The 18,993-nt window shown below is 57.4% G+C and carries 22 protein-coding genes and 1 other annotated feature; of the genes, 19 read left to right on the top strand and 3 right to left on the bottom strand.

Annotated elements, in window-relative coordinates; all coding sequences use genetic code 11:
• Positions 1-149 precede the first annotated feature (149 nt).
• From G3578_RS03265 to G3578_RS03255, 3 genes are read left to right on the top strand one after another with little or no spacing between them, the layout of a single operon-like run.
• On the top strand, positions 150-302 hold the full coding sequence (locus G3578_RS03265; protein ID WP_165208622.1) for a cytochrome c oxidase subunit 2A: 153 nt from the start codon (positions 150-152) through the stop codon (positions 300-302).
• 13 nt (positions 303-315) lie between these two features.
• Positions 316-783, top strand: coding sequence for a cytochrome c oxidase subunit II (locus G3578_RS03260; RefSeq protein WP_165208620.1), 468 nt, complete (start codon positions 316-318; stop codon positions 781-783).
• A gap of 21 nt (positions 784-804) precedes the next feature.
• Positions 805-2,475 (top strand): b(o/a)3-type cytochrome-c oxidase subunit 1, encoded by a 1,671-nt coding sequence (locus G3578_RS03255; RefSeq protein ID WP_165208618.1) that lies wholly within the window; start codon positions 805-807, stop codon positions 2,473-2,475.
• Between the two features lie 143 nt (positions 2,476-2,618).
• Here G3578_RS03255 and G3578_RS03250 read toward each other — a convergent pair whose 3' ends face one another.
• Positions 2,619-3,002 (bottom strand): DoxX family protein, encoded by a 384-nt coding sequence (locus tag G3578_RS03250; RefSeq protein WP_165208616.1) that lies wholly within the window; start codon positions 3,000-3,002, stop codon positions 2,619-2,621.
• Positions 3,003-3,244: 242 nt separating this feature from the next.
• Here G3578_RS03250 and G3578_RS03245 point away from each other — a divergent pair, with 242 nt between their 5' ends.
• From G3578_RS03245 to G3578_RS03230, 4 genes are all read left to right on the top strand, one after another.
• A complete protein-coding gene (locus G3578_RS03245) occupies positions 3,245-4,072 on the top strand; it encodes a nucleotidyltransferase domain-containing protein (protein ID WP_165208614.1) in 828 nt (275 codons plus the stop codon).
• Positions 4,053-5,180, top strand: coding sequence for a conserved virulence factor C family protein (locus G3578_RS03240; protein ID WP_165208612.1), 1,128 nt, complete (start codon positions 4,053-4,055; stop codon positions 5,178-5,180). Before G3578_RS03245 ends, G3578_RS03240 begins: the two co-directional genes overlap by 20 nt.
• 58 nt (positions 5,181-5,238) lie before the next feature.
• Complete coding sequence (locus G3578_RS03235) at positions 5,239-5,802, top strand: ECF transporter S component (RefSeq protein ID WP_165208610.1); 564 nt, start codon at positions 5,239-5,241, stop codon at positions 5,800-5,802.
• A gap of 104 nt (positions 5,803-5,906) precedes the next feature.
• A complete protein-coding gene (locus G3578_RS03230; protein WP_165208608.1) occupies positions 5,907-6,614 on the top strand; it encodes a hypothetical protein in 708 nt (235 codons plus the stop codon).
• Between the two features lie 97 nt (positions 6,615-6,711).
• Here G3578_RS03230 and G3578_RS03225 read toward each other — a convergent pair whose 3' ends face one another.
• A complete protein-coding gene (locus G3578_RS03225; protein ID WP_165208606.1) occupies positions 6,712-7,524 on the bottom strand; it encodes a serine hydrolase in 813 nt (270 codons plus the stop codon).
• Positions 7,525-7,698: 174 nt separating this feature from the next.
• Here G3578_RS03225 and G3578_RS03220 point away from each other — a divergent pair, with 174 nt between their 5' ends.
• From G3578_RS03220 to G3578_RS03210, 3 genes are all read left to right on the top strand, one after another.
• Positions 7,699-8,433 (top strand): gamma-glutamyl-gamma-aminobutyrate hydrolase family protein, encoded by a 735-nt coding sequence (locus G3578_RS03220; RefSeq protein WP_165208604.1) that lies wholly within the window; start codon positions 7,699-7,701, stop codon positions 8,431-8,433.
• A gap of 431 nt (positions 8,434-8,864) precedes the next feature.
• Positions 8,865-9,932, top strand: a complete 1,068-nt coding sequence (dinB, locus tag G3578_RS03215; RefSeq protein WP_165208602.1) for a DNA polymerase IV — start codon at positions 8,865-8,867, stop codon at positions 9,930-9,932.
• Positions 9,929-10,126 (top strand): hypothetical protein, encoded by a 198-nt coding sequence (locus G3578_RS03210; protein WP_165208601.1) that lies wholly within the window; start codon positions 9,929-9,931, stop codon positions 10,124-10,126. Before dinB ends, G3578_RS03210 begins: the two co-directional genes overlap by 4 nt.
• A gap of 27 nt (positions 10,127-10,153) precedes the next feature.
• Here G3578_RS03210 and G3578_RS03205 read toward each other — a convergent pair whose 3' ends face one another.
• On the bottom strand, positions 10,154-10,741 hold the full coding sequence (locus tag G3578_RS03205) for an HD domain-containing protein (protein ID WP_165208600.1): 588 nt from the start codon (positions 10,739-10,741) through the stop codon (positions 10,154-10,156).
• A gap of 178 nt (positions 10,742-10,919) precedes the next feature.
• On the opposite strand from G3578_RS03205, the gene G3578_RS03200 reads away from it, so the two are divergent.
• The 9 genes from G3578_RS03200 to leuS all read left to right on the top strand — a co-directional run bounded on the left by G3578_RS03200 (position 10,920) and on the right by leuS (position 18,864).
• The gene (locus tag G3578_RS03200) at positions 10,920-11,426 is read left to right on the top strand and encodes a YqeG family HAD IIIA-type phosphatase (RefSeq protein ID WP_481752717.1); all 507 of its coding nucleotides are present in this window, start codon (positions 10,920-10,922) and stop codon (positions 11,424-11,426) included.
• Entirely contained in the window at positions 11,408-12,538 is a 1,131-nt protein-coding gene (gene yqeH, locus G3578_RS03195; RefSeq protein WP_165208598.1) for a ribosome biogenesis GTPase YqeH, read from the top strand. Before G3578_RS03200 ends, yqeH begins: the two co-directional genes overlap by 19 nt.
• Positions 12,539-12,613: 75 nt before the next feature.
• Positions 12,614-13,468, top strand: coding sequence for a shikimate dehydrogenase (locus tag G3578_RS03190; protein WP_165208597.1), 855 nt, complete (start codon positions 12,614-12,616; stop codon positions 13,466-13,468).
• Positions 13,469-13,759, top strand: a complete 291-nt coding sequence (yhbY, locus tag G3578_RS03185) for a ribosome assembly RNA-binding protein YhbY (protein WP_165208596.1) — start codon at positions 13,469-13,471, stop codon at positions 13,757-13,759. It abuts the gene before it with no gap.
• 8 nt (positions 13,760-13,767) lie between these two features.
• Positions 13,768-14,364 (top strand): nicotinate-nucleotide adenylyltransferase, encoded by a 597-nt coding sequence (locus G3578_RS03180; RefSeq protein ID WP_165208595.1) that lies wholly within the window; start codon positions 13,768-13,770, stop codon positions 14,362-14,364.
• Positions 14,348-14,932 carry a bis(5'-nucleosyl)-tetraphosphatase (symmetrical) YqeK gene (gene yqeK / locus G3578_RS03175; protein ID WP_165208594.1) on the top strand — a complete coding sequence of 195 codons (585 nt, stop codon included), beginning with the start codon at positions 14,348-14,350 and terminating at the stop codon, positions 14,930-14,932. The genes G3578_RS03180 and yqeK overlap by 17 nt, the downstream gene beginning before the upstream one ends.
• Positions 14,926-15,276, top strand: a complete 351-nt coding sequence (gene rsfS, locus G3578_RS03170; protein ID WP_165208593.1) for a ribosome silencing factor — start codon at positions 14,926-14,928, stop codon at positions 15,274-15,276. Before yqeK ends, rsfS begins: the two co-directional genes overlap by 7 nt.
• Positions 15,277-15,282: 6 nt before the next feature.
• Positions 15,283-16,026 carry a class I SAM-dependent DNA methyltransferase gene (locus G3578_RS03165; RefSeq protein ID WP_165208591.1) on the top strand — a complete coding sequence of 248 codons (744 nt, stop codon included), beginning with the start codon at positions 15,283-15,285 and terminating at the stop codon, positions 16,024-16,026.
• A gap of 49 nt (positions 16,027-16,075) precedes the next feature.
• Positions 16,076-16,324: a binding site (T-box leader), on the top strand.
• Positions 16,325-16,392: 68 nt separating this feature from the next.
• Positions 16,393-18,864 (top strand): leucine--tRNA ligase, encoded by a 2,472-nt coding sequence (leuS, locus tag G3578_RS03160; RefSeq protein WP_165208589.1) that lies wholly within the window; start codon positions 16,393-16,395, stop codon positions 18,862-18,864.
• Positions 18,865-18,993: the final 129 nt, after the last annotated feature.

Raw genomic sequence — 18,993 nt, 5'->3', positions numbered from 1 at the left:
TAAAGGAGGAGATATACTGAAGCCGTCATCAGGGAAGGGCTGCGGACATCTTTGCAGAAACGAAAAACGAGAAACCCTGGGAAACGGCAGCGCCCTTCCATGAAACCGGTGACAAACGCACCGGAAAACGGCGTGAAGGAGGAGTGGCGATGCAGCCGGATACGGAAAAAAAGACAGGGAAGATCAGTCCACACACGGAGGAGGAGCCGCTGAAAGGTACGTTCGCCTCGGTTTTGATGCTTGGAGCATTTATCGTGGTTTGCTGGTTTGCCGTATTTAGCCTGTTTCTGAATCGCGCGTAAGAGGAGGTCCATTATGCAGGTACATCGCTATGAAAAGATCTGGCTGGCGATTGGAGGGGCCGTATTGGCGCTGTTTATCGTGCTGCTTGCCGTGAACGCATTTGCGATGGGCATGCACCCGCCAAGCGATATGCAGATGATCGACCCGCAGAAGGTGGATCAGACGCCTCCCTTTGACAAGCCGGGTCTGAAACAGATCGGGGAGAAAGAATACGACGCGTTCATGACCGCCTATGCGTTCAGCTATGCCCCGGCGGTGATCGAAGTACCGGTCGGGTCGAAAGTGAACTTTCATGTCACCAGTAAGGACGTGGTGCACGGCTTTGAAATTCCCGGAACCAACATCAACTTCATGGTGGAGCCAGGATTTGTCAACTCCGCCTCCCAGGTGTTCGATCAACCGGGAGAATACCTGATCTTGTGCAATGAATACTGCGGGGCCGGTCACCATCTGATGGCGACCAAGATCATTGTGAAGTAACGGGAAGAAAGGAGACGGCCTATGCTTTCGCAAAAAGCGGACCACATCGCGTACACGACCCGCATCGACCGGGCAGCAGCCCGCTTGAGCCTGGCTTACATTTTGGTGGCGTTCAGCGCCTTTGGGATCGCGGCCCTGTTCGGGATGCTGCAGGGTATGGTGCGCGGCGGCTTGTTTGAACTGCCGGGTTGGTTGAACTATTATCAGATTTTGACGGCTCACGGCGTACTCATGGGATTGGTTTTCACCACCTACTTCATCATTGGCTTTTTCTTCTCAGGCATTGCCCGAACCACGGGCGGCAGCTTGCATGGAACGGCTCTGAGATTGGGCTGGATCGGCTTTGTCACCATGGTGATCGGAACGGTAATGGATGTGGTCACCATTTTGAGCGGTGACGCCTCGGTACTTTATACCTTCTACGCACCGATGAAAGCATCTCCCTATTTCTACATCGGCACCGCGCTGCTGGTCGTGGGCAGCTGGCTGGCCGGTTACGGCATGTTCGCCAGTTACGCGAAATGGAGACGGGAACACAAAGGAGAAAGATCGCCGCTGTTTGTCTATCTGGCGGTCGCCACGATGATCCTGTGGCAGGTATGTACGATTCCGGTCGCCGTTGAGGTTTTGTTCCAGTTGATCCCCTGGTCGTTCGGCTGGACACCGACCATCAACGTGCTCCTTTCCCGCACGCTGTTCTGGTTCTTTGGCCATCCGCTGGTCTACTTCTGGCTGATGCCTGCCTATGCGGCCTGGTATGTCTGCATCCCGCGCATCATCGGCGGCAAGATTTTCAGCGATACGCTTTCCCGCGTGGCCTTCATCCTGTTCCTGCTGTTCTCGATTCCGGTCGGGTTCCACCATCAATTGATGGAACCGGGGATATCGCCTGCGTGGAAAATGGTGCACGTCGTGCTGACGTTGGCGGTCGTGCTGCCGTCCCTGATGACGGCGTTCTCGATGTTTGCCGTCTTTGAAACGACGGGAAGGGCCAAAGGCGGCAAGGGGTTGTACGGCTGGTTCAAACACCTGCCGTGGACGGACGTTCGCTTCTTTGCCCCGTTTGTCGGCATGCTCTTCTTCATCCCGGCCGGTACGGGAGGGATCATCAACACCAGCAACCAGATGAACGCGGTCGTGCACAACACGATTTGGGTAACCGGCCATTTCCACATCACAGTGGGCGCCGCTGTGGCGATGACCTTCTTCGGGGTTGCGTACTGGCTGGTGCCGGCATTGACCGGACGCAAGCTGACCGCAACAGCCAACCGGATGGGGATGGTGCAAACCGTCTTCTGGACCGTCGGGATGGGCATCATGTCCCTTGCGATGCATACGATGGGACTGCAAGGCGTGCCGCGCCGGACGGCCTATACCACCTATATGGATAATCCGGAGGCGCTGAACTGGATACCATGGCAGCGAGTAATGGGCATGGGTGGAGGCCTCCTGTTCGTATCCGCCATCCTGCTCATCGCTATCCTGATCTATCTGGCTTTCTTCGCGCCGAAAGGGTATACGGAATACCCGATCGGCGAGACAGACGGGGAACAGGCCGCTCCGGCGCTTTTGGAGCGCTGGACGGTATGGCTTTCCGTTCTGGCTGTCCTGTGCGTGCTGGCCTACGCCTACCCGATCATGGAGCAGATCCAGCATGCACCTCCGGGGTCACCTGGCATTCGTACCTGGTAACCGGAAAGCAAATCAAAAACCGGCGCCCTGCAGGGACAGCCGGTTTTTGGATTGCAGGCCCCACTCGGCATTAGCGATCGCTTTGCCAAGTGGGTGGAGCGTTCGCTCAAGTCGGCGGGTTGTTTACAGCGTGGCGGGGTTTATTACAGAGTGTAGGCGCCGGGACCGGTAAGGGCAAGGCCGACGGCAACCGCGATCAGGATCAGGTTGTATTCGAAGCCGTTTTGGGTCACCCAGAAGCCGTTTTTCCCGTGAACCTTCACAATCGCGACCAGCATGGGGATGACAAACAGGACAGCCGCAACGGGCATTCCCCAGCCTGCAGCCATCAGCAGGCCGCCAAGCAGTTCGCTGAGGCCGGCCAGGAGCGCCATGAAGACGCCGGGTTTCAAGCCAAGCGACTCCATCCACCCCCCGGTTCCTTTCAGCCCGTAACCCCCGAACCAGCCGAACACCTTCTGCGTGCCGTGACCGGCAAACGTCAGTCCTACCACCAAACGAATGAGAAGCAAGCCAAGATCAACCATGAAATGATGACTCCTTTCTTAAAAATAATTATTAACTTACTTTACGTTAGTTATTTTATAGTAACACCTTACTTTTGTAAAGTACCTTTCTAAATTTATATGAAAACGGGAGCCGATTTAGAAGCGAATCTACTTTCCGGCCCTTGCGCATCGTTCCGACAGAAAGGAATCGTTTCCATGCGAGGAATGCGGTACAATAAATAAAAGAAATGCATGGCAATCGCATGCGGATGGAGTCGTGCATGATGGATGCTCGTGTGCCCATGGAAGTGAGACCGCTGCTTTACGGCTTTGTGAGACGGCTGCAGGAGGATTGGTCTGGCATCGTTACCGGTTGCTACCTGTATGGATCGATCGCCTTGGGGGAGTACGTTTCAGGAAAAAGCGACGTCGATTTTCTGGCGGTAACGTCGCGACCGCTGACCTCTCCCGAAACCAATCGCCTGGCCCGGCTGCACCATGATTTAACCCGTGACTATGCCTGTGCAGCATGGCTGGACGGGGTGTACCTCCCTATTTCCGATCTCGGAAAAACGAATCGGGAGATCTCTCCGTATCCGTACTGCAAGAGAGGAATCTTGGAGCTATCCGGCTATTGGGACGTCAACCATGTAACGTGGTGGCTCGTCAAACATCGCGGCATCGCCCTAATTGGCAGCCCTCCTTCGCAACTGCCGTTTACGGTGACATGGGAACATGTTCTCACCACCATGCGAGAAAATCTGGTTTCCTACTGGGCTGAAAAAGCGGCGACCCCCCATCTCTTGCTGTCTGACGAAGCAGTAGAGTTCGCCTTGTGCACGATGGCCCGCATCCTATACACGCTTCAACATCGAACCATCGTCTCCAAGCAGGAAGCGTTAAATGCCGTTGATTTGGCTGCTTCGCCGGAGTGGGAGAAGCTCAGGCGGGAAGCCATGCGCATTCGTACGGGGAGCGGGGCTCCCTCCCTGTTTGCCACCAGGGAGGAACGGGCGGAAGCGGTGAGCCGCTTTCTCTCCCGGTCCATCGCGCGGTCGATTCATCATGTTTGGCAAGGAGGAACGGACGATGAAACTGGTATCCATTGAACCCACACCAAGTCCCAACACCATGAAATTGACGGTGGACGAGACGCTGCCGCAGGGCATGCAGCGGGAATATACCCCGGAGAAGGCGGAGAGCGCTCCTCCGCTCATCAAACGGCTGCTGGCGATCGACGGGGTGCGGAGCGTTTTTCACACGGCGGACTTTCTTGCGGTGGAACGGAAAAGCAACGCAGACTGGCAGCGCATTTTGGCGAAGGCGCAGGAAGCGTTTGGAGAGACGGAGCTGACGTCTGGAGTGTCAGATGCCTTGACTCCCCAGGAGGGGTGGGGCGAGGCGAAAGTATACATCCAATTTTTCCGCAATATTCCCATGCAGGTGAAGGTAACGGCCGGGACGGAACAGATCCGGACTGCGTTGCCGGAGCGTTTCGGCAAAGCGGCGGTCACCGCAGGCTCTGCCTCGCCCAATCTGATCATGGAACGGCAGTGGGTGGAGCAGGGGATTCGCTATGGGGAACTGCGCGAGATCGGGGAAGAGGTGGCGCAGGAGGTGGATGCCGCCTATGACGATGAGCGGCTGCAGCAGCTGGTGGAGCAGGCGATCCGGCAAGGAACCGGCGAGCCGCTCCCGGCCCCCGTACCGGAAGCTCCACCCGCTCTCGAAATGCTGGAGCATCCTGACTGGCGGAAGCGATACGCAGCTTTGGAAAAACTGAATCCGACCGCGGAAGATCTGCCGTTTCTGGTCAAGGCCCTGCATGACCCCAAACCCTCCATCCGCCGTTTGGCGACGGTTTATCTTGGAATGGTGGGCGGCGAGGATGTGCTTCCCTATCTGTTCGAAGCGCTGAAGGACGACTCGGTCGCCGTCCGCCGCACCGCAGGAGACACGCTGTCCGATCTGGGGGACCCGCGCGCCATTGGCCCCATGGCGGAGGCGCTGCAGGATCCCAACAAGCTGGTGCGCTGGCGTGCAGCCCGTTTTCTGTATGAAGTTGGGGACGAGACCGCGCTGGAGGCGCTGCGCCAGGCACAGGATGATCCCGAATTCGAGGTGCGGCTGCAGATCAAGATGGCCCTTGAGCGAATCGAGAGGGGAGAGGCAGCAAGCGGCACCGTTTGGCAGCAGATGACGCGGCGCAGCGAGTAGCTTGGGGAATCGTTGAAGCATTTGGAGCCATCTTGAAGTGGCAGGAGGAGAATGCCGTATGTTCCTGCAACCGACCGCTACTCGGAAACAAACACAAACGGTTGTGATGGTCGGCATAGGCGCGATCCTTTACGGATTCCTTTCCTACCTCACCCAGTTCATCACGGTGGAGGGAGGGAGCCTGCGGCCAGCCATTGTCGTGCTAACGCTGTGGGGAGCGCTGTACGGGCGGCTCGCCGGCTTCTTCGTCGGGATGCTGGGAGCGCTCATCAATGACCTGCTGTCCATGGATGTCTGGCTGCATTGGGACATCGGGAACGGCATCATCGGGTGGTTTGCGGGACTGGCTTACCACATGAAAGAGTTTGATCTGAGGAGGGGCCGAATCCGGGGTGTCCATTACTGCCGGATAGCCGGATACGGGCTCTTGGGGAATTACATCGGGCTGACCGCTCCGGCTCTGGCAGACCTGCTCCTGCAGACACCGGGAATCGATGTGATCGGCTGGGCGATCATGCCGGCCACCGTCAACGCGATCTGGGTGTGCACGCTGGGACTGCTCGTCATAGCGGCCCTTGCCCATCGCAACGCTAGCCAGCCTTCGATCGATCCGGACCCATAAGTGCGGAATGGATGGAGCAGCCGGTTTGATGAAACATCGAGGAAATGGTAATATGATACATATATCGGAAATTTTTGAAAGGAAAATCGAGGAGCAGGATGGTTATGAAGCGATGGTTGAACGTATTTCTTGCATTTGCCATGATCCTGGGATTCGGCATGGCCAACGCGCCGGCGGGAGCAGCCTCGCCATCCGACAACAAGCTTGAAATCGACTTCCGTTCGCCTATCGATAACTTGGCGGTTGGCAAGAAAATCAAGCTTGAGGTCTATACCACAAATATCGGAAAGCTGATCGAGCCAGGCACATTCAAATTCCTCTCTTCCGCTGCCGAAAAGGTGGAAAATGTGAAAACCACGCTGTCCAGCAATAAGAAATACTATATCACCACCGGCTACTACACCCCCAAAGCGGAAGGAAAGCACATTTTGCTGTTCGGCATCAAGGTACGGGACAACAGCGGCACGGACCGCACCGGCGCCACGATGAGAGTGGTAAACGTCATCGATCCGAACAAGCTCTCGCTGAACGTCGCGTCCAATGATACGACCGTTACTTTGGGAGAGTACGTGACGGTGACCCTCACTTATACCGTGAACAGCAAATACAGCTATAAATTGGAGTACAGCAACAAGGTAAAGCTGGTGAAAAGCACCGTCAAAAATGGCGTCTACACCAGGACGGTCAAGTTCAAACCGGAGAAAACAGGAACGTATCGGTTTACCGTTACGCTCTCCCAAAGCAAGACAGGCAAGAAAATCACCAAAGGGATTACCTACACGGTTGTGAACAAGCAGGGGAACAACCCATAGCCCTATGCCATGAGGCATAAGGCTTTATTTCTTTCAGGCTTTCACCATAAGGGCAGGGCGACAAGCCGAGCTGTTTTCTATCTGCAGATGGCAGCGCTCATCGTCCGTTCCGATACAGGTTGTAAACAAGCTCGCCGATCCGTCCGATGGTATCCCGCGCCGTTTTGGTAGGCACTTGGTGGGAAAGGGCAGCGATGATAACCGCGGACTGCCCCACGTACAGGATGCCGCAGTCGTGTTCGTTCGTACTGACGGAGCCGGTCTTGTTGGCCAACTCCCACAGGGGCAGGCCGCCGATGATGTCTGCGTCAGGATCCGGCAGATGATAGGGCAGGCTGTCGCGCACCTGCTGTTTTTTCAGGATCGCAATCATCCGCAGACAGCTGTCATATGAGATCGCTTTGCCCGTGGCCAGCAGCTTGAGATGACGGGCCATGTCGGCGGCCGTCACTTCGTTGTAGCCTTCCAGCTCCGCCGGGATAATCATCAGCTTGTTGTAAAACTGGCTGTTGGTCATCCCGGTTTTGCGCATGATCTCCCGGATGCTTTCTTTGCCGACGAGATCGATCAGGAGGTTGGTCGCGGTATTGTCGCTCTGGATAATCATCAGGGTGACCAGATCAAGTATCGTCAGCTCCGTACCGGGCGTCATATGCTGGAGCACGCCAGAGCCGCCGACCAAATCTTCCTGCCGCAGCTTCAGCTTGTCCTCGAAGGCGAACTTCCCCGCGTAAGCTTCGGCAAAGACAGCCGTCATGATCGGTACCTTGATCAGGCTCGCGGCAAAAAAACGGTGATCTTCGTTCAAGGTCCAGCGTTCATTGGTGTGTACATCCTCGAGGACGATTCCCCAGGTGCCGCCCGCCTTTTCCACGAGCGCCATGATCCGGTCATGCAAGGTGCCAAGCATCAAAACTCCTCCAGTCATTCAATGGATAGACATAATTTTCATACTAGTATATCATTGATTCTGTTTCGAGTCCCATAGGGCATACAGGATTTGGTAACAGATATGGACCTTGATGCCTTGGGGTTCATCGCCTTTACGCATGCATCCAATGAAAACAGACAGGGGGTAGGACCGTTGGCTCCATTGATTGGCATCGCCAGCCCGAAGAAGTATCTTGAAGGAAACACCGTGGATCAATTTTTTTATGTCAGCAGCGGATATGTGGACGGCATTGCGCGTGCAGGGGGGACGCCGTTCATCCTCCCGCTCATGACCATCCCGGATGCGCCGTATCGCCGGATGGTGGAGGCGCTGGACGGCATCATCCTGACCGGCGGGGAAGATACGGCTCCCCATCTGTACGGGGAGGCGCCGCAGCACGGGCTCGGGGAAGTGGCGTACGAGCGGGATCTTGCGGAGCTTGCGCTGATCAGGTTGGCGGTGGAGTTGAAAAAACCGATCCTCGGCATCTGCCGGGGCATGCAAATTCTGAATGTGGCCCTGGGCGGCACGCTGATCCAGGATATTCCAAGACAGGTTCCCGGCTCGTACCAGCATGCGCAGAAGGGCTCCAAGCAGTACGGCACCCATACAGTCCAATTGAAACCCGGCTTTCTTGCGTCGGCTTTCGGCCAAACCGAGGTATTCGTCAATTCCTCCCACCATCAGGCGGTGAAAGATCCCGCTCCCGGCTTCACCGTGACGGGGAGGGCAGGGGACGGCGTGATCGAGGCGATCGAGAGCGAGAACGGCTTGATGTTCGGCGTGCAGTGGCATCCCGAGCGGATGTGGGGGCATGACGGCACGATGCAGAAGCTGGCGGCAGCGTTTGTTGACCTTGCTGCCCGCAAGCAGCTGAACAACCGATAGCGATTCATGGGAAAGCCGCCGCTGCGCGAAGCAGGTTGCGGCTTTTTTTGTCAGAGAAAAGTTTGGGGGCCCCCGCCGCACCAGCAAGGGACCCCACTCGGCATAGAGGGCCCCACTCGGCACAGCGATAGCTATCGCCGAGTGGGTAGAGCGATAGCTACCGCCGAGTGGGTAGAGCGTTAGCGATCGTCGAGTGGGTGGAGCGTTCGCTTAAGTCTGCGGGGTTCTTCTGTTTGGCGCGATCAGAAGAAGGCTCACCCCCCTGTTTTTCCAGCCATACATTAAGCAGATGTCTTTGAGAGACGCCCTGGAGGGGCTGCGCCGTCACTTGAACCGGAGATGATCGGGCGGTCCGTCCCACTTTACAGAGCTTGCGCTTTCACCTGCCAACGGGGATAATGGAAGGGGAATATATGTTTGGGGTGACCCGCATGAAAAAATTCCTGCACCTCGACATCGACGCCTTTTTTGCCAGCGTGGAGCAACTGGATCGGCCGGAGCTGCGCGGCAAGCCTGTGATTGTCGGGGGGACGGGCAACCGCGGGGTGGTGGCCACCTGCAGCTACGAAGCGCGCGCGTACGGTGTCCGCTCCGCCATGCCAGCAGCCCTGGCCCGCAGGAAATGTCCACAGGGGATTTTTCTGCCGGTTCGGTACGAGCGCTATCGGGAGAAGTCGGCGGAGATCGCCGCCATCTATCGCGGTTATACGGATTTGTACGAGACGGTCGGCTTGGACGAGGCCTATCTGGATCTCTCCCATTATGACAATGCGGTCCCAATCGCCCGTGAAATCAAACGGCGGATCAGGGAGGAAACCGGGCTTACCTGCAGCATCGGCCTTTCCTACAATATGTCCATGGCCAAGATCGCAAGCGATTTGAAAAAACCGGACGCCTTCGTCGTGATCCGGCCCGAAGAGGCGCTGGAGATACTGTGTCCGCTGCCGATCGGGGCATTGCATGGCATCGGCAGGAAGTCGCAGGAGCTGCTGGCGAAGAGGGGGATACATACGGTCGGTGATTTCTGGGCGCTGTCGCGCGATGAGGTGATCCGCCTGTTTGGCAAGTTCGGCGATGCGCTGTATCGGCGAGCGCGCGGGGAGGACGACCGGGAGATTGTGATGGATCGGCCCATCAAATCGCTCAGCAGGGAAACGACCCTGCCCTACGATCTGTATGAGAGGGAAAGCATCGCCAGCGTGGCGCATGCGCTGCTGGACGAGGTATGGCAGGATGTTGAGCAGGAAGGGGTCCAACCGCAGACGTTGACGTTGAAAATCAAGTATGCCGATTTCACCCTGCGCACCAGGCAGCGAAAAGCAGCGGCAGGCGCGGTCTGGAAAGAACTGCTGGAGGAGCTGTTGGATGCCTTTGACTACAAACCGGGCGTCCGGCTGGTCGGGGTCGGTTTTTCCAATTTCCTGCCAGACGGGGCAGCAGGAGAACGTTACGAACAATTGAGTCTGTTTACCCTGTTGGGGGAGGAGGGGGGCAGATGACCGGTGAGAATCGGTTCCACTGCTGTGCCACTTGTGAACACTTCCGTACCGAGAAGCGGGAGCAGGGCATCGTCTACCGCTGTTCCCGCCTTGCCTATGAGACACGGCCGGAGTGGCAGTTCCACTGCTGGTCCCCGACGGAGAAGGTGAAGCGGCTGATAGCCAAGGAAATGAATCGGATGGACAGCCCATGATCGTCCCTGGCTGCCCGTTTGTTCCCGTCATTTTGCCAGATAGCTGTTGTCCACGGCGCTCTGGATCAGCCCGCGGACATATTCCCAGAGCTCCCCGCCATTGTCAGCAATGGGCTGCATGCGTTTCATCACCATGTCGCTGGTAATCCCGTGTTTTTGCCAGACGGCCCCTTGGGTCTGGTAGTTGAGAAGGAGCGGCTGCAGCCTGTCGCAGACGTTGGCAAACCGGGCTTCCGGGGTTTCTCCCCGTTCGAACTCCTCCCACAAAGCATGGAACGCTTCCGCCTGATCATCAGGCAGGAGGCTGAACAGGCGTTTCGCGGCGTTCTGCTCCCGTTCTGCCTTGTCCAGGTAGCCTTTTTCATCATACGCGTAGGTATCGCCTGCATAGATTTCCACCAGGTCGTGAATGAGCAGCATGCGGATCACATGCGGCAGATCCAGCTGCGGCTCCTGGGCGTATTCCGCCAAAACCAGGGCCATCATCGCCAGGTGCCAGGAATGCTCCGCATCGTTTTCACGGCGCGATTGATCCGCGAGAAGCGATTGTCTCATCACCTGTTTCAATTGATCGATTTCGAGGAGAAAGCGGATTTGTTGTTCCAGCCGCTTCATCGGCTCCACTCCTTTATCGTGTATTCCCTGATTTTCCTATTCTCTCATGTTTTCGCGCAGCTGTCTTCCCGCACTTCCCGGCGGCGATCTGATCCCCGCTTTTTCTTTGCAACGATGCGGTGGAATATGGTATAGTAAGTCCCGATACAGGGAGGTGCTTCGCGTGCTGGGGAAGCTCATGCCCAACGAGTTTGTGGAATCGATCCATCACATTGATCCGGAAGAGTTGAAGAAACGAAAGATCCGGGGTGTGATTACGGATCTGGACAATACGCTGGTGGAATGGAACCGGCCCGACGCCACCCCCGAAGTGGTCGAGTGGTTTCGCCGCCTGCGCCAGGCAGGCATTCAAGTGACGGTGGTGTCCAACAACAACCGGGAGAGGGTTCACCGGTTTTGCGAACCGCTTGAGGCGCGCTTTATCTGGGCGGCCCGCAAGCCGCTGGGACAGGCGTTTATGCGGGCCGTGCGCGACATGAATGTTCCGATTGAAGAGACGGTGGTCGTCGGCGACCAGTTGTTTACCGATATATTGGGCGGGAACCTGCTCGGCTTTCACACGATTCTGGTCGTTCCGGTGGCGCAGACGGACGGCATCTTGACCAGATTCAACCGACTGCTGGAGCGGATCGCGCTCTATTGGATGCGCAGGAAAGGAATGATCTCATGGACGAACAAGTCGTAGAAACAGGGGAGCAAATCCACTGTGCCGGCTGCGGCAAGGCCATCCAGACGGAAGACCCGACAAAGCCCGGCTACACGCCGAGGTCGGCTTTGGCGCGCGAGGTCGTGGTCTGCCAAAGGTGCTTTCGGATCAAGCATTATAATGAAGTGGCGCCCGTTGCGATGGATGATGACGACTTTCTCCGCATCTTGAACGGCATCGGCGCCACGGACAGCCTGGTGGTCATGGTGGTCGACCTGTTTGATTTTCAGGGCTCCTGGCTGCGTGGACTGCCCCGTTTTGTAGGAAAAAATCCGATTCTGCTGGTGGGCAACAAGGTGGATTTGCTGCCCAGAAACATCAATTTGAACCGTGTGCGCAACTGGATGCAGCATGAGGCCAAGGATCGGGGGCTGAAACCGGCGGATGTGGTGCTGGTCAGCGCGCAGAAGGGGATCGGCATCGACGAGCTGCTCAGCCGGATCGGGCGGCTGCGCGAGAAACGCGACGTTTACATCGTCGGTGTCACCAACGTGGGCAAATCCACCTTGATCAACCGCATTCTGCATGATTACGGATCGGCTGAGATGGAGATCACCACCTCGCCGTTTCCGGGGACAACTTTGGATAAAATCGAGATTCCGCTGGAGGATGGCCGCTTCCTGTACGATACGCCGGGCATCATCAACCGGGATCAGATCGGCCACATGGTGACCCCACAGGATTTGCGCAAGCTGACGCCATCGGCCCGCATCAATCCGAAGGTGTACCAGCTGAACGACAAGCAGACGCTGTTTCTGGCTGGCCTGGCCCGCGTGGATTTTGTGCGCGGCGAACATCAGCCGTTTGTCGTTTATGTGGCAAACAATCTGTATATTCATCGCACCAAGCTGGAACAGGCAGACGACATTTTCGCGAGGCACCACGGGGAACTGCTGGCACCGCCCACCGGGGAAGCGGTGAAGCAGCTCCCTCCCTTCACCAAGCATAGTTTGAAAATAGGAGCCAACGGACCAACGGATATTGTCATTTCGGGGCTGGGCTGGATCAGCCTGCAGGGCAAATACCCGGCCGTTGTGGATGTGCATGTGCCCAAAGGCGTCGGGATCGCCGTCCGCAAAGCGCTGGTCTGATCGGACAGCGGAAAGCCCCTGCCAGGCAGGTTCACATGGCAGCCGTTGAGTGGGTTTCGGGGAAAGGAGAAGCCAATGATCACAAGCAAGACACAGATGGTTGGACTGCTGGGCCACCCGGTGCATCATTCGCAATCGCCCGCGATGCACAATGCGGCATTTGCGGCGCTGAAACTGCCTTATGCCTATGCCGCCTTCAACGTAGCGCCGGAACAGCTGCCGGAAGCGGTTGCCGGCGTCCGCGCCCTGGGGATGCGCGGCGTCAATGTGACGATTCCGCACAAGGTAGCCATTGTGCCGCTGCTGGATGAGATCGATCCGCTGGCCAAACGGATCGGCGCCGTCAATACGGTGGTCAACGACAACGGCCGGCTGATCGGCTATAATACGGATGGCAAAGGGTATGTCCGCTCGCTGGTGGAGGAAACGGGCATCAATCTGGCGAATCAGGTGGTAACCATGATTGGGGCGGGAGGCGCGGCGCGGGCCGTTGCCTGCACATTGGCCGAACACGCCGTCAAACAGATCCGCATCGTCAACCGTTCCCGTGAGAAAGCGCAGCTGCTCGCCGAGCTGTTGAATCCGCTGGTGCCGACCGTTTCCGTCGATCCGCAGCAGGCGGGTGAGGCGATTGCCGACGCCACGCTCTTGATCAACACCACCTCCATCGGCATGTATCCGCATGTGGACGAGATGCCTGTGGCGGAGGAATGGCTGCATCCGGGGCTGATCGTGAGCGACCTGATCTACAATCCATTGGAGACGAAGCTGCTGAAAACCGCGCAGGCCATCGGCGCCAAAACCCATTCCGGCGTCGGCATGTTTATCAATCAAGGGGCGCTTGCCTTCGAACTGTGGACGGGCGAGACCGCTCCCACCGAGCTGATGCGCTTGACGGTATTGAAACAACTCCTGCAAGGGGGCAAATAAATGTTGACTGGCAAACAGAAGCGGTACCTGCGCTCGCTGGCCCATCACCTGACCCCGATTTTCCAGGTGGGAAAAGGCGGCGTAAACGACAACATGGTGAAACAAATCAAAGAAGCATTGGAAGCGCGGGAATTGATCAAGGTTTCCATCCTGCAAAACAACCTGGATGACAAACACGACGTGGCGGCTGCGCTGGCGGAAGGAGCGGAAGCGGAACTGGTCCAGCTGATCGGCCACACGGTTGTGCTGTACAAGGAATCGACCGAACACAAGACCATTCAGCTTCCGTAAGGTGTATGATGGAAGTGAGCGGAAAACGGATTGGCATTTTCGGCGGTACGTTTGATCCCATTCACTACGGCCATCTGCTGGCTGCCGAGCAGGCGCGCGATCAGGCCCGGCTGGATGAAATCTGGTTCATGCCCGCGCGCATCCCGCCTCACAAGCAGCGGAACGATATTGCGGCCGAGGGCCATCGGCTGCGCATGACGGAGCTTGCGACCGCCCCTCATCCGGCGTTTCGCGTAACGGATATCGAGTTGCACCGGGATGGCCCTTCCTATACGATCGACACAATGCGGCAGCTGGTTGCGGCTTATCCGGAGCACCGGTTCTGGTTTATCATCGGCGGGGATATGGTGGAAATGCTGCCGAAATGGCATCGTTTCGACGAACTGGTGACGCTCGTCCGGTTTATTGGCCTCGCTCGTCCCGGCTCCCGTTACGATGAAGAGGCGCTCTCCGCGTATGTCACGTTTGTGGAGATGCCGGCGGTGGAAATTTCGTCCACCCTGATCCGCGAGAGGGCGGCGGCAGGCCGGAGCATCCGCTACCTGGTGCCCGATGCGGTGGAATGCTATATAAAGGAGCATCGACTGTATGAATCTGTGGGCTGACCGTGAAAAACTGCTCGCGCAGGTGCGGGCGCAGATGAATCAGAAACGCTACGATCACACGCTCGGGGTGGCTGACGCCGCCCGCACGCTGGCGGAACGGTACGGGGCCGATCCCGACAAGGCGGAGCTGGCGGGGATTCTGCACGACTACTGCAAGTGCTGGCCCGTGGAGAAGATGCGGGAGATTCTCGTCAGGCATGATATGCCCCGGGAACTGATTGACGGGGATAAGGAACTGTGGCACGCGTTTGTCGGAGCGGTGGTGATCCAGACCGAGCTGGGGGTTACTGATCCTGAGATTTTGCAGGCTGTCCGCTATCATACGACCGGCCGGGAAGGGATGAGCCTGTTAGAAAAAGTGGTTTGTGTGGCAGACTATATTGAACCGAACCGATCGTTTCCCGGCGTGGATGAGATTCGCAGGCTGGCGGAGAAGAATCTGGATGAAGCGCTGGCGTTTGCGCTGGGAGGAACGATCACCCATCTGGTGGAGCGCAAAAAGCAGGTTTATCCGCTAACCCTGCTCGCCTATAATGATCTCGTTCGAAAGGGAGGAAATGGATGGTAAAAGTGACGGAAGATTTGGCGCGTTTGGCCGTCAAGGCGGCGGAAGAGAAGAAGGCGGAGAACATTCTGGTCATGGATATCCGCGAGCTTTCCATTATTGCCGAGTATTTCGTCATCTGCCACGGCAACAACGAGCGGCAGGTGCAGGCGATCGTGACGGAAATTCGCGACCAGGCGTACAAGAACGGCTATACCGTGCGCGGCATCGAAGGGGCGGACGAAGGGCGCTGGGTGCTGGTGGATCTGGGCGATGTGGTCGTCCACGTCTTCCACCGGGAAGAGCGCGAATTCTACAATATCGAGCGGCTCTGGAGCGATGCCCGCCAGGTAACGTTCAGCGGGTAAGGGAAAATGTCGTACGCTCATTTGGCAGCCATCTACGATCGGTTGATGGCAGACATCCCCTACGAGAAGTGGCTGGCATGGGCGGAGCAGACCTGGCAGAAGCTCGGCAAGCCAACCTCAGTGATCGATCTCGGATGCGGGACAGGCAGCATCGCGATTCCCCTGGCCAAACGAGGGTATCGGGTGACAGGGGTGGATTTGTCGGCGGAGATGCTGTCCATCGCTTATGCCAAGATGCGCAGCGCCCAGACGGAAGTAACCTGGGTGGAGCAGGATATGCGCCGGCTGGAACTGCCCCCTGCGGATGCCGTCATCTCCTTTTGCGACTCGCTCAGCTACCTGACGGAAGAGGCGGATGTGCAGGAAACATTCCGCCGCGTCTACGCCCATCTTCAGCCGGGAGGAACGTTTCTGTTCGACGTGCACAGCCCTTACAAGATCCTGCATGTATTTTCCGATCACACGTTCACCCTGCTGGAAGAGGATATCGCCTACATCTGGGAATGCTTCTGCGATCCGCTACGCTGCGAGGTGGAACATCAGCTGGCCTTTTTCCTGAAGCAGCCAAACGGCCTTTATCGGCGGGTGGAAGAAAGCCATCTGCAGCGGGCCTACCAGCCGATGCTGACGGCAAAATGGCTGCGGGAGGCCGGCTTCGTCGATATTGCCATCACAGCCGACTTTACCGACCAGCCGCCCCATGAAAAAAGCGAGCGCCTCTTTTTTGCGGCGCGGCGCCCCCGGGATTGACACGGCGAGTCAGGTTTGACTATAATCGGCGTATACATCTGTTGAATAAATGAGAGCGATGATGAGGACCAGTAGAAAGCAGCGATTCGGTTTCAGAGAGTTGACGTCCGGTGCAAGTCAACCCGAACGGTTTTTGAACTCGCCTCGAAGCTCCCAGCCTGAAGGCCGCTCGCGGCTGCGTAGGGCGGGCGCCATCCTTCACGTTACGAAGGCAATGAGCGGATGAATGGCAGGACAACAATCCAATGCCAGTCATCAAGTATGGGTGGTACCGCGGGAATTTCCTCTCGTCCCTGACACAGGCGTGTTGGCGGCGGGGGGTTTTTTATTTTTTGATCATTTGTGGAGATTGAGGAGGAAAACGTCATGGCTAGGCAATACGTACCGGCTGAGATTGAAGCCAAGTGGCAGAAGCGCTGGCAGGAAACCGCAGCCCACCGGACCGTGGAAGATGATGCGAAACCGAAATTTTACTGCCTCGAGCAGTTTCCTTATCCGTCCGGACGCCTGCACATGGGACATATGCGCGTCTACTCGATCGGTGACATCATCGCGCGCTTCAAGCGGATGAACGGCTATCAGGTTCTCCATCCCATGGGGTGGGACGCGTTCGGCCTGCCGGCTGAGAATGCGGCCGTCAAGTTCGGCGCCCAACCGTCAAAATGGACCTATGAAAATATCGCGTACATGAAAGAACAGCAAAACCGTTTGGGCGTCAGCGTCGACTGGTCGCGGGAAGTAACCACCTGCTCCCCCGATTATTACAAATGGACGCAATGGCTTTTTCTGAAATTTTATGAACAGGGCCTGGCATACCGGAAGCGGGCGTTTGTCAACTGGTGTCCGGAGTGTTCGACGGTGCTGGCCAACGAGCAGGTGATCAACGGCCTGTGCTGGCGCTGCGATTCGGAAGTGACGAAAAAAGATCTGGAGCAGTGGTTCCTGCGGATCACCGACTATGCGGAACGTTTGCTGAATGACCTGGATAAGCTGCCCCACTGGCCGGAGAAGGTGCGCACGATGCAGCGCAACTGGATCGGCAAGAGCGAGGGGGCAAACGTTACCTTCACCGTTCCGGAGCTGGGCAACGACACCATCACGGTTTTCACCACCCGCCCGGACACCTTGTTCGGCGTGACCTACATGGTGCTCGCGCCGGAACATCCGCTGGTGGAGAGACTGATCGCAGGCAAGGAGCAGGAAGCGACGGTGCGGGCGTTTATCGAGCAGATGAAAAAGGAAAGCGAAATTACGCGGACCGCTGCCGACGCGGAGAAAATCGGCTACTTCACCGGCGCCCATGCCGTTCATCCGCTCACCGGCGAGCAGGTGCCCATCTGGGTGGCCAACTATGTGCTGCTCGATTACGGCACCGGGGCTGTCATGGGCGTGCCTGCCCATGACGAGCGCGACTTTGCGTTTGCCAAGAAATATAACCTGCCGATCAAAGTGGTGATCAATCCACCTGATCCGGACATCCTGGCGGAAGAGGTGGCGGTCGACGCCCCCTTTACAGAGGAAGGGACGCTGATCAACTCCGGCAGCTTTGACGGGATGCCCAACCGGGAAGCGATCAAGGCGATCAGCGCGCATCTGCAGCAGCAGGGCAAAGGCGGACCGGCCGTCTCCTACCGTTTGCGCGACTGGCTGATTTCGCGCCAGCGCTACTGGGGAGCGCCGATCCCGATGATTTACTGCGATACCTGCGGCGTTGTCCCGGTGCCGTACGATCAACTGCCGGTCATGCTGCCGGAAGACGTCGTCATTGACGGCAAACGGAATCCGCTGACCACATCCGAAAGCTTCGTCCATACCACATGCCCAAGCTGCGGCGGCCATGCGCGCCGGGAGACGGATACGATGGATACGTTCATCGATTCGTCCTGGTATTATCTCCGCTATACGGACGCGCACAATGACAGCCTGCCGTTCTCCAAGGAGAAAGTGGACAAATGGCTGCAGGTGGACGAATATATCGGGGGGATCGAGCACGCCATTCTGCATCTGCTCTATTCCCGCTTCTTTACGAAAATCCTGTATGACATCGGCATGGTTTCCTATGATGAACCGTTCCGCAGCCTGCTGACGCAGGGGATGGTTCTGAAAGACGGAGCCAAGATGTCCAAGTCGAAAGGCAACGTGGTCAGCCCGGATGAGATCATTGAAAAATATGGGGCCGACACGGGACGTCTCTTCATCCTCTTCGCCGCTCCGCCGGACAGGGATCTGGACTGGACGGATACGGGCGTGGAGGGCAGCTACCGCTTCCTGCACCGCGTATGGCGGCTGGTGGAAGGGCATGCGGACCTGTTCGCCGGTGCGGTATCACAGCCGGCCCCTGCTGATGAGGCGGCAAAAGATCTTTACCGCATGGTTCATTACGCAATCAAGAAAGTGTCGGAGGATATCGGCGAGCGGTACATGTTCAACACCGCCATCAGCACGATCATGGAGCTGGTGAACAAACTGTACGCGTATCCGGAAACAGCCGATCGCGGCACGCTGGCGTTCGCGCTGAAAACACTGGTGATCCTGCTGGCGCCGATCACGCCCCATATCGCCGAAGAGCTGTGGGAGATGATCGGCCATACGGAGAGCGTCCACAAACAGCCGTGGCCAACCTATGACCCGCAGGCACTCGTTCTCGACGAAGTGGAGATCGCCATCCAGATCAACGGCAAAGTACGTGACAAGCTGGTCGTCCCCAACGGCTTGTCCAGGGAAGAGCTGGAAGCCCATGTTGTAAACCATGAAAAGGCGAAAGCTTTGCTCGAAGGCAAGGCGGTCAAGAAAGTGATCGCCGTGCCGGGCAAGCTGGTCAATATCGTGGTCGGGTAATATTCCGCCATCCAGACCGCACAGGTTTCTGTGCGGTTTTTTGTAGACAAGTTCGTTATGTCATGAGTGATGGTTCCTGCTCGCTCTCTTGACGACCCGCGCAGAAGTTGGCCGTGTCCGCTCCGAAAC

Origin of the sequence: Brevibacillus sp. SYP-B805 (genome assembly GCF_011059135.1) — a bacterium.
Classification (GTDB): Bacteria; Bacillota; Bacilli; order Brevibacillales; family Brevibacillaceae; genus Brevibacillus_F.
Note: the sequence above shows the minus strand (reverse complement) of the source record. Positions and strands in the feature narration are given on the sequence as shown.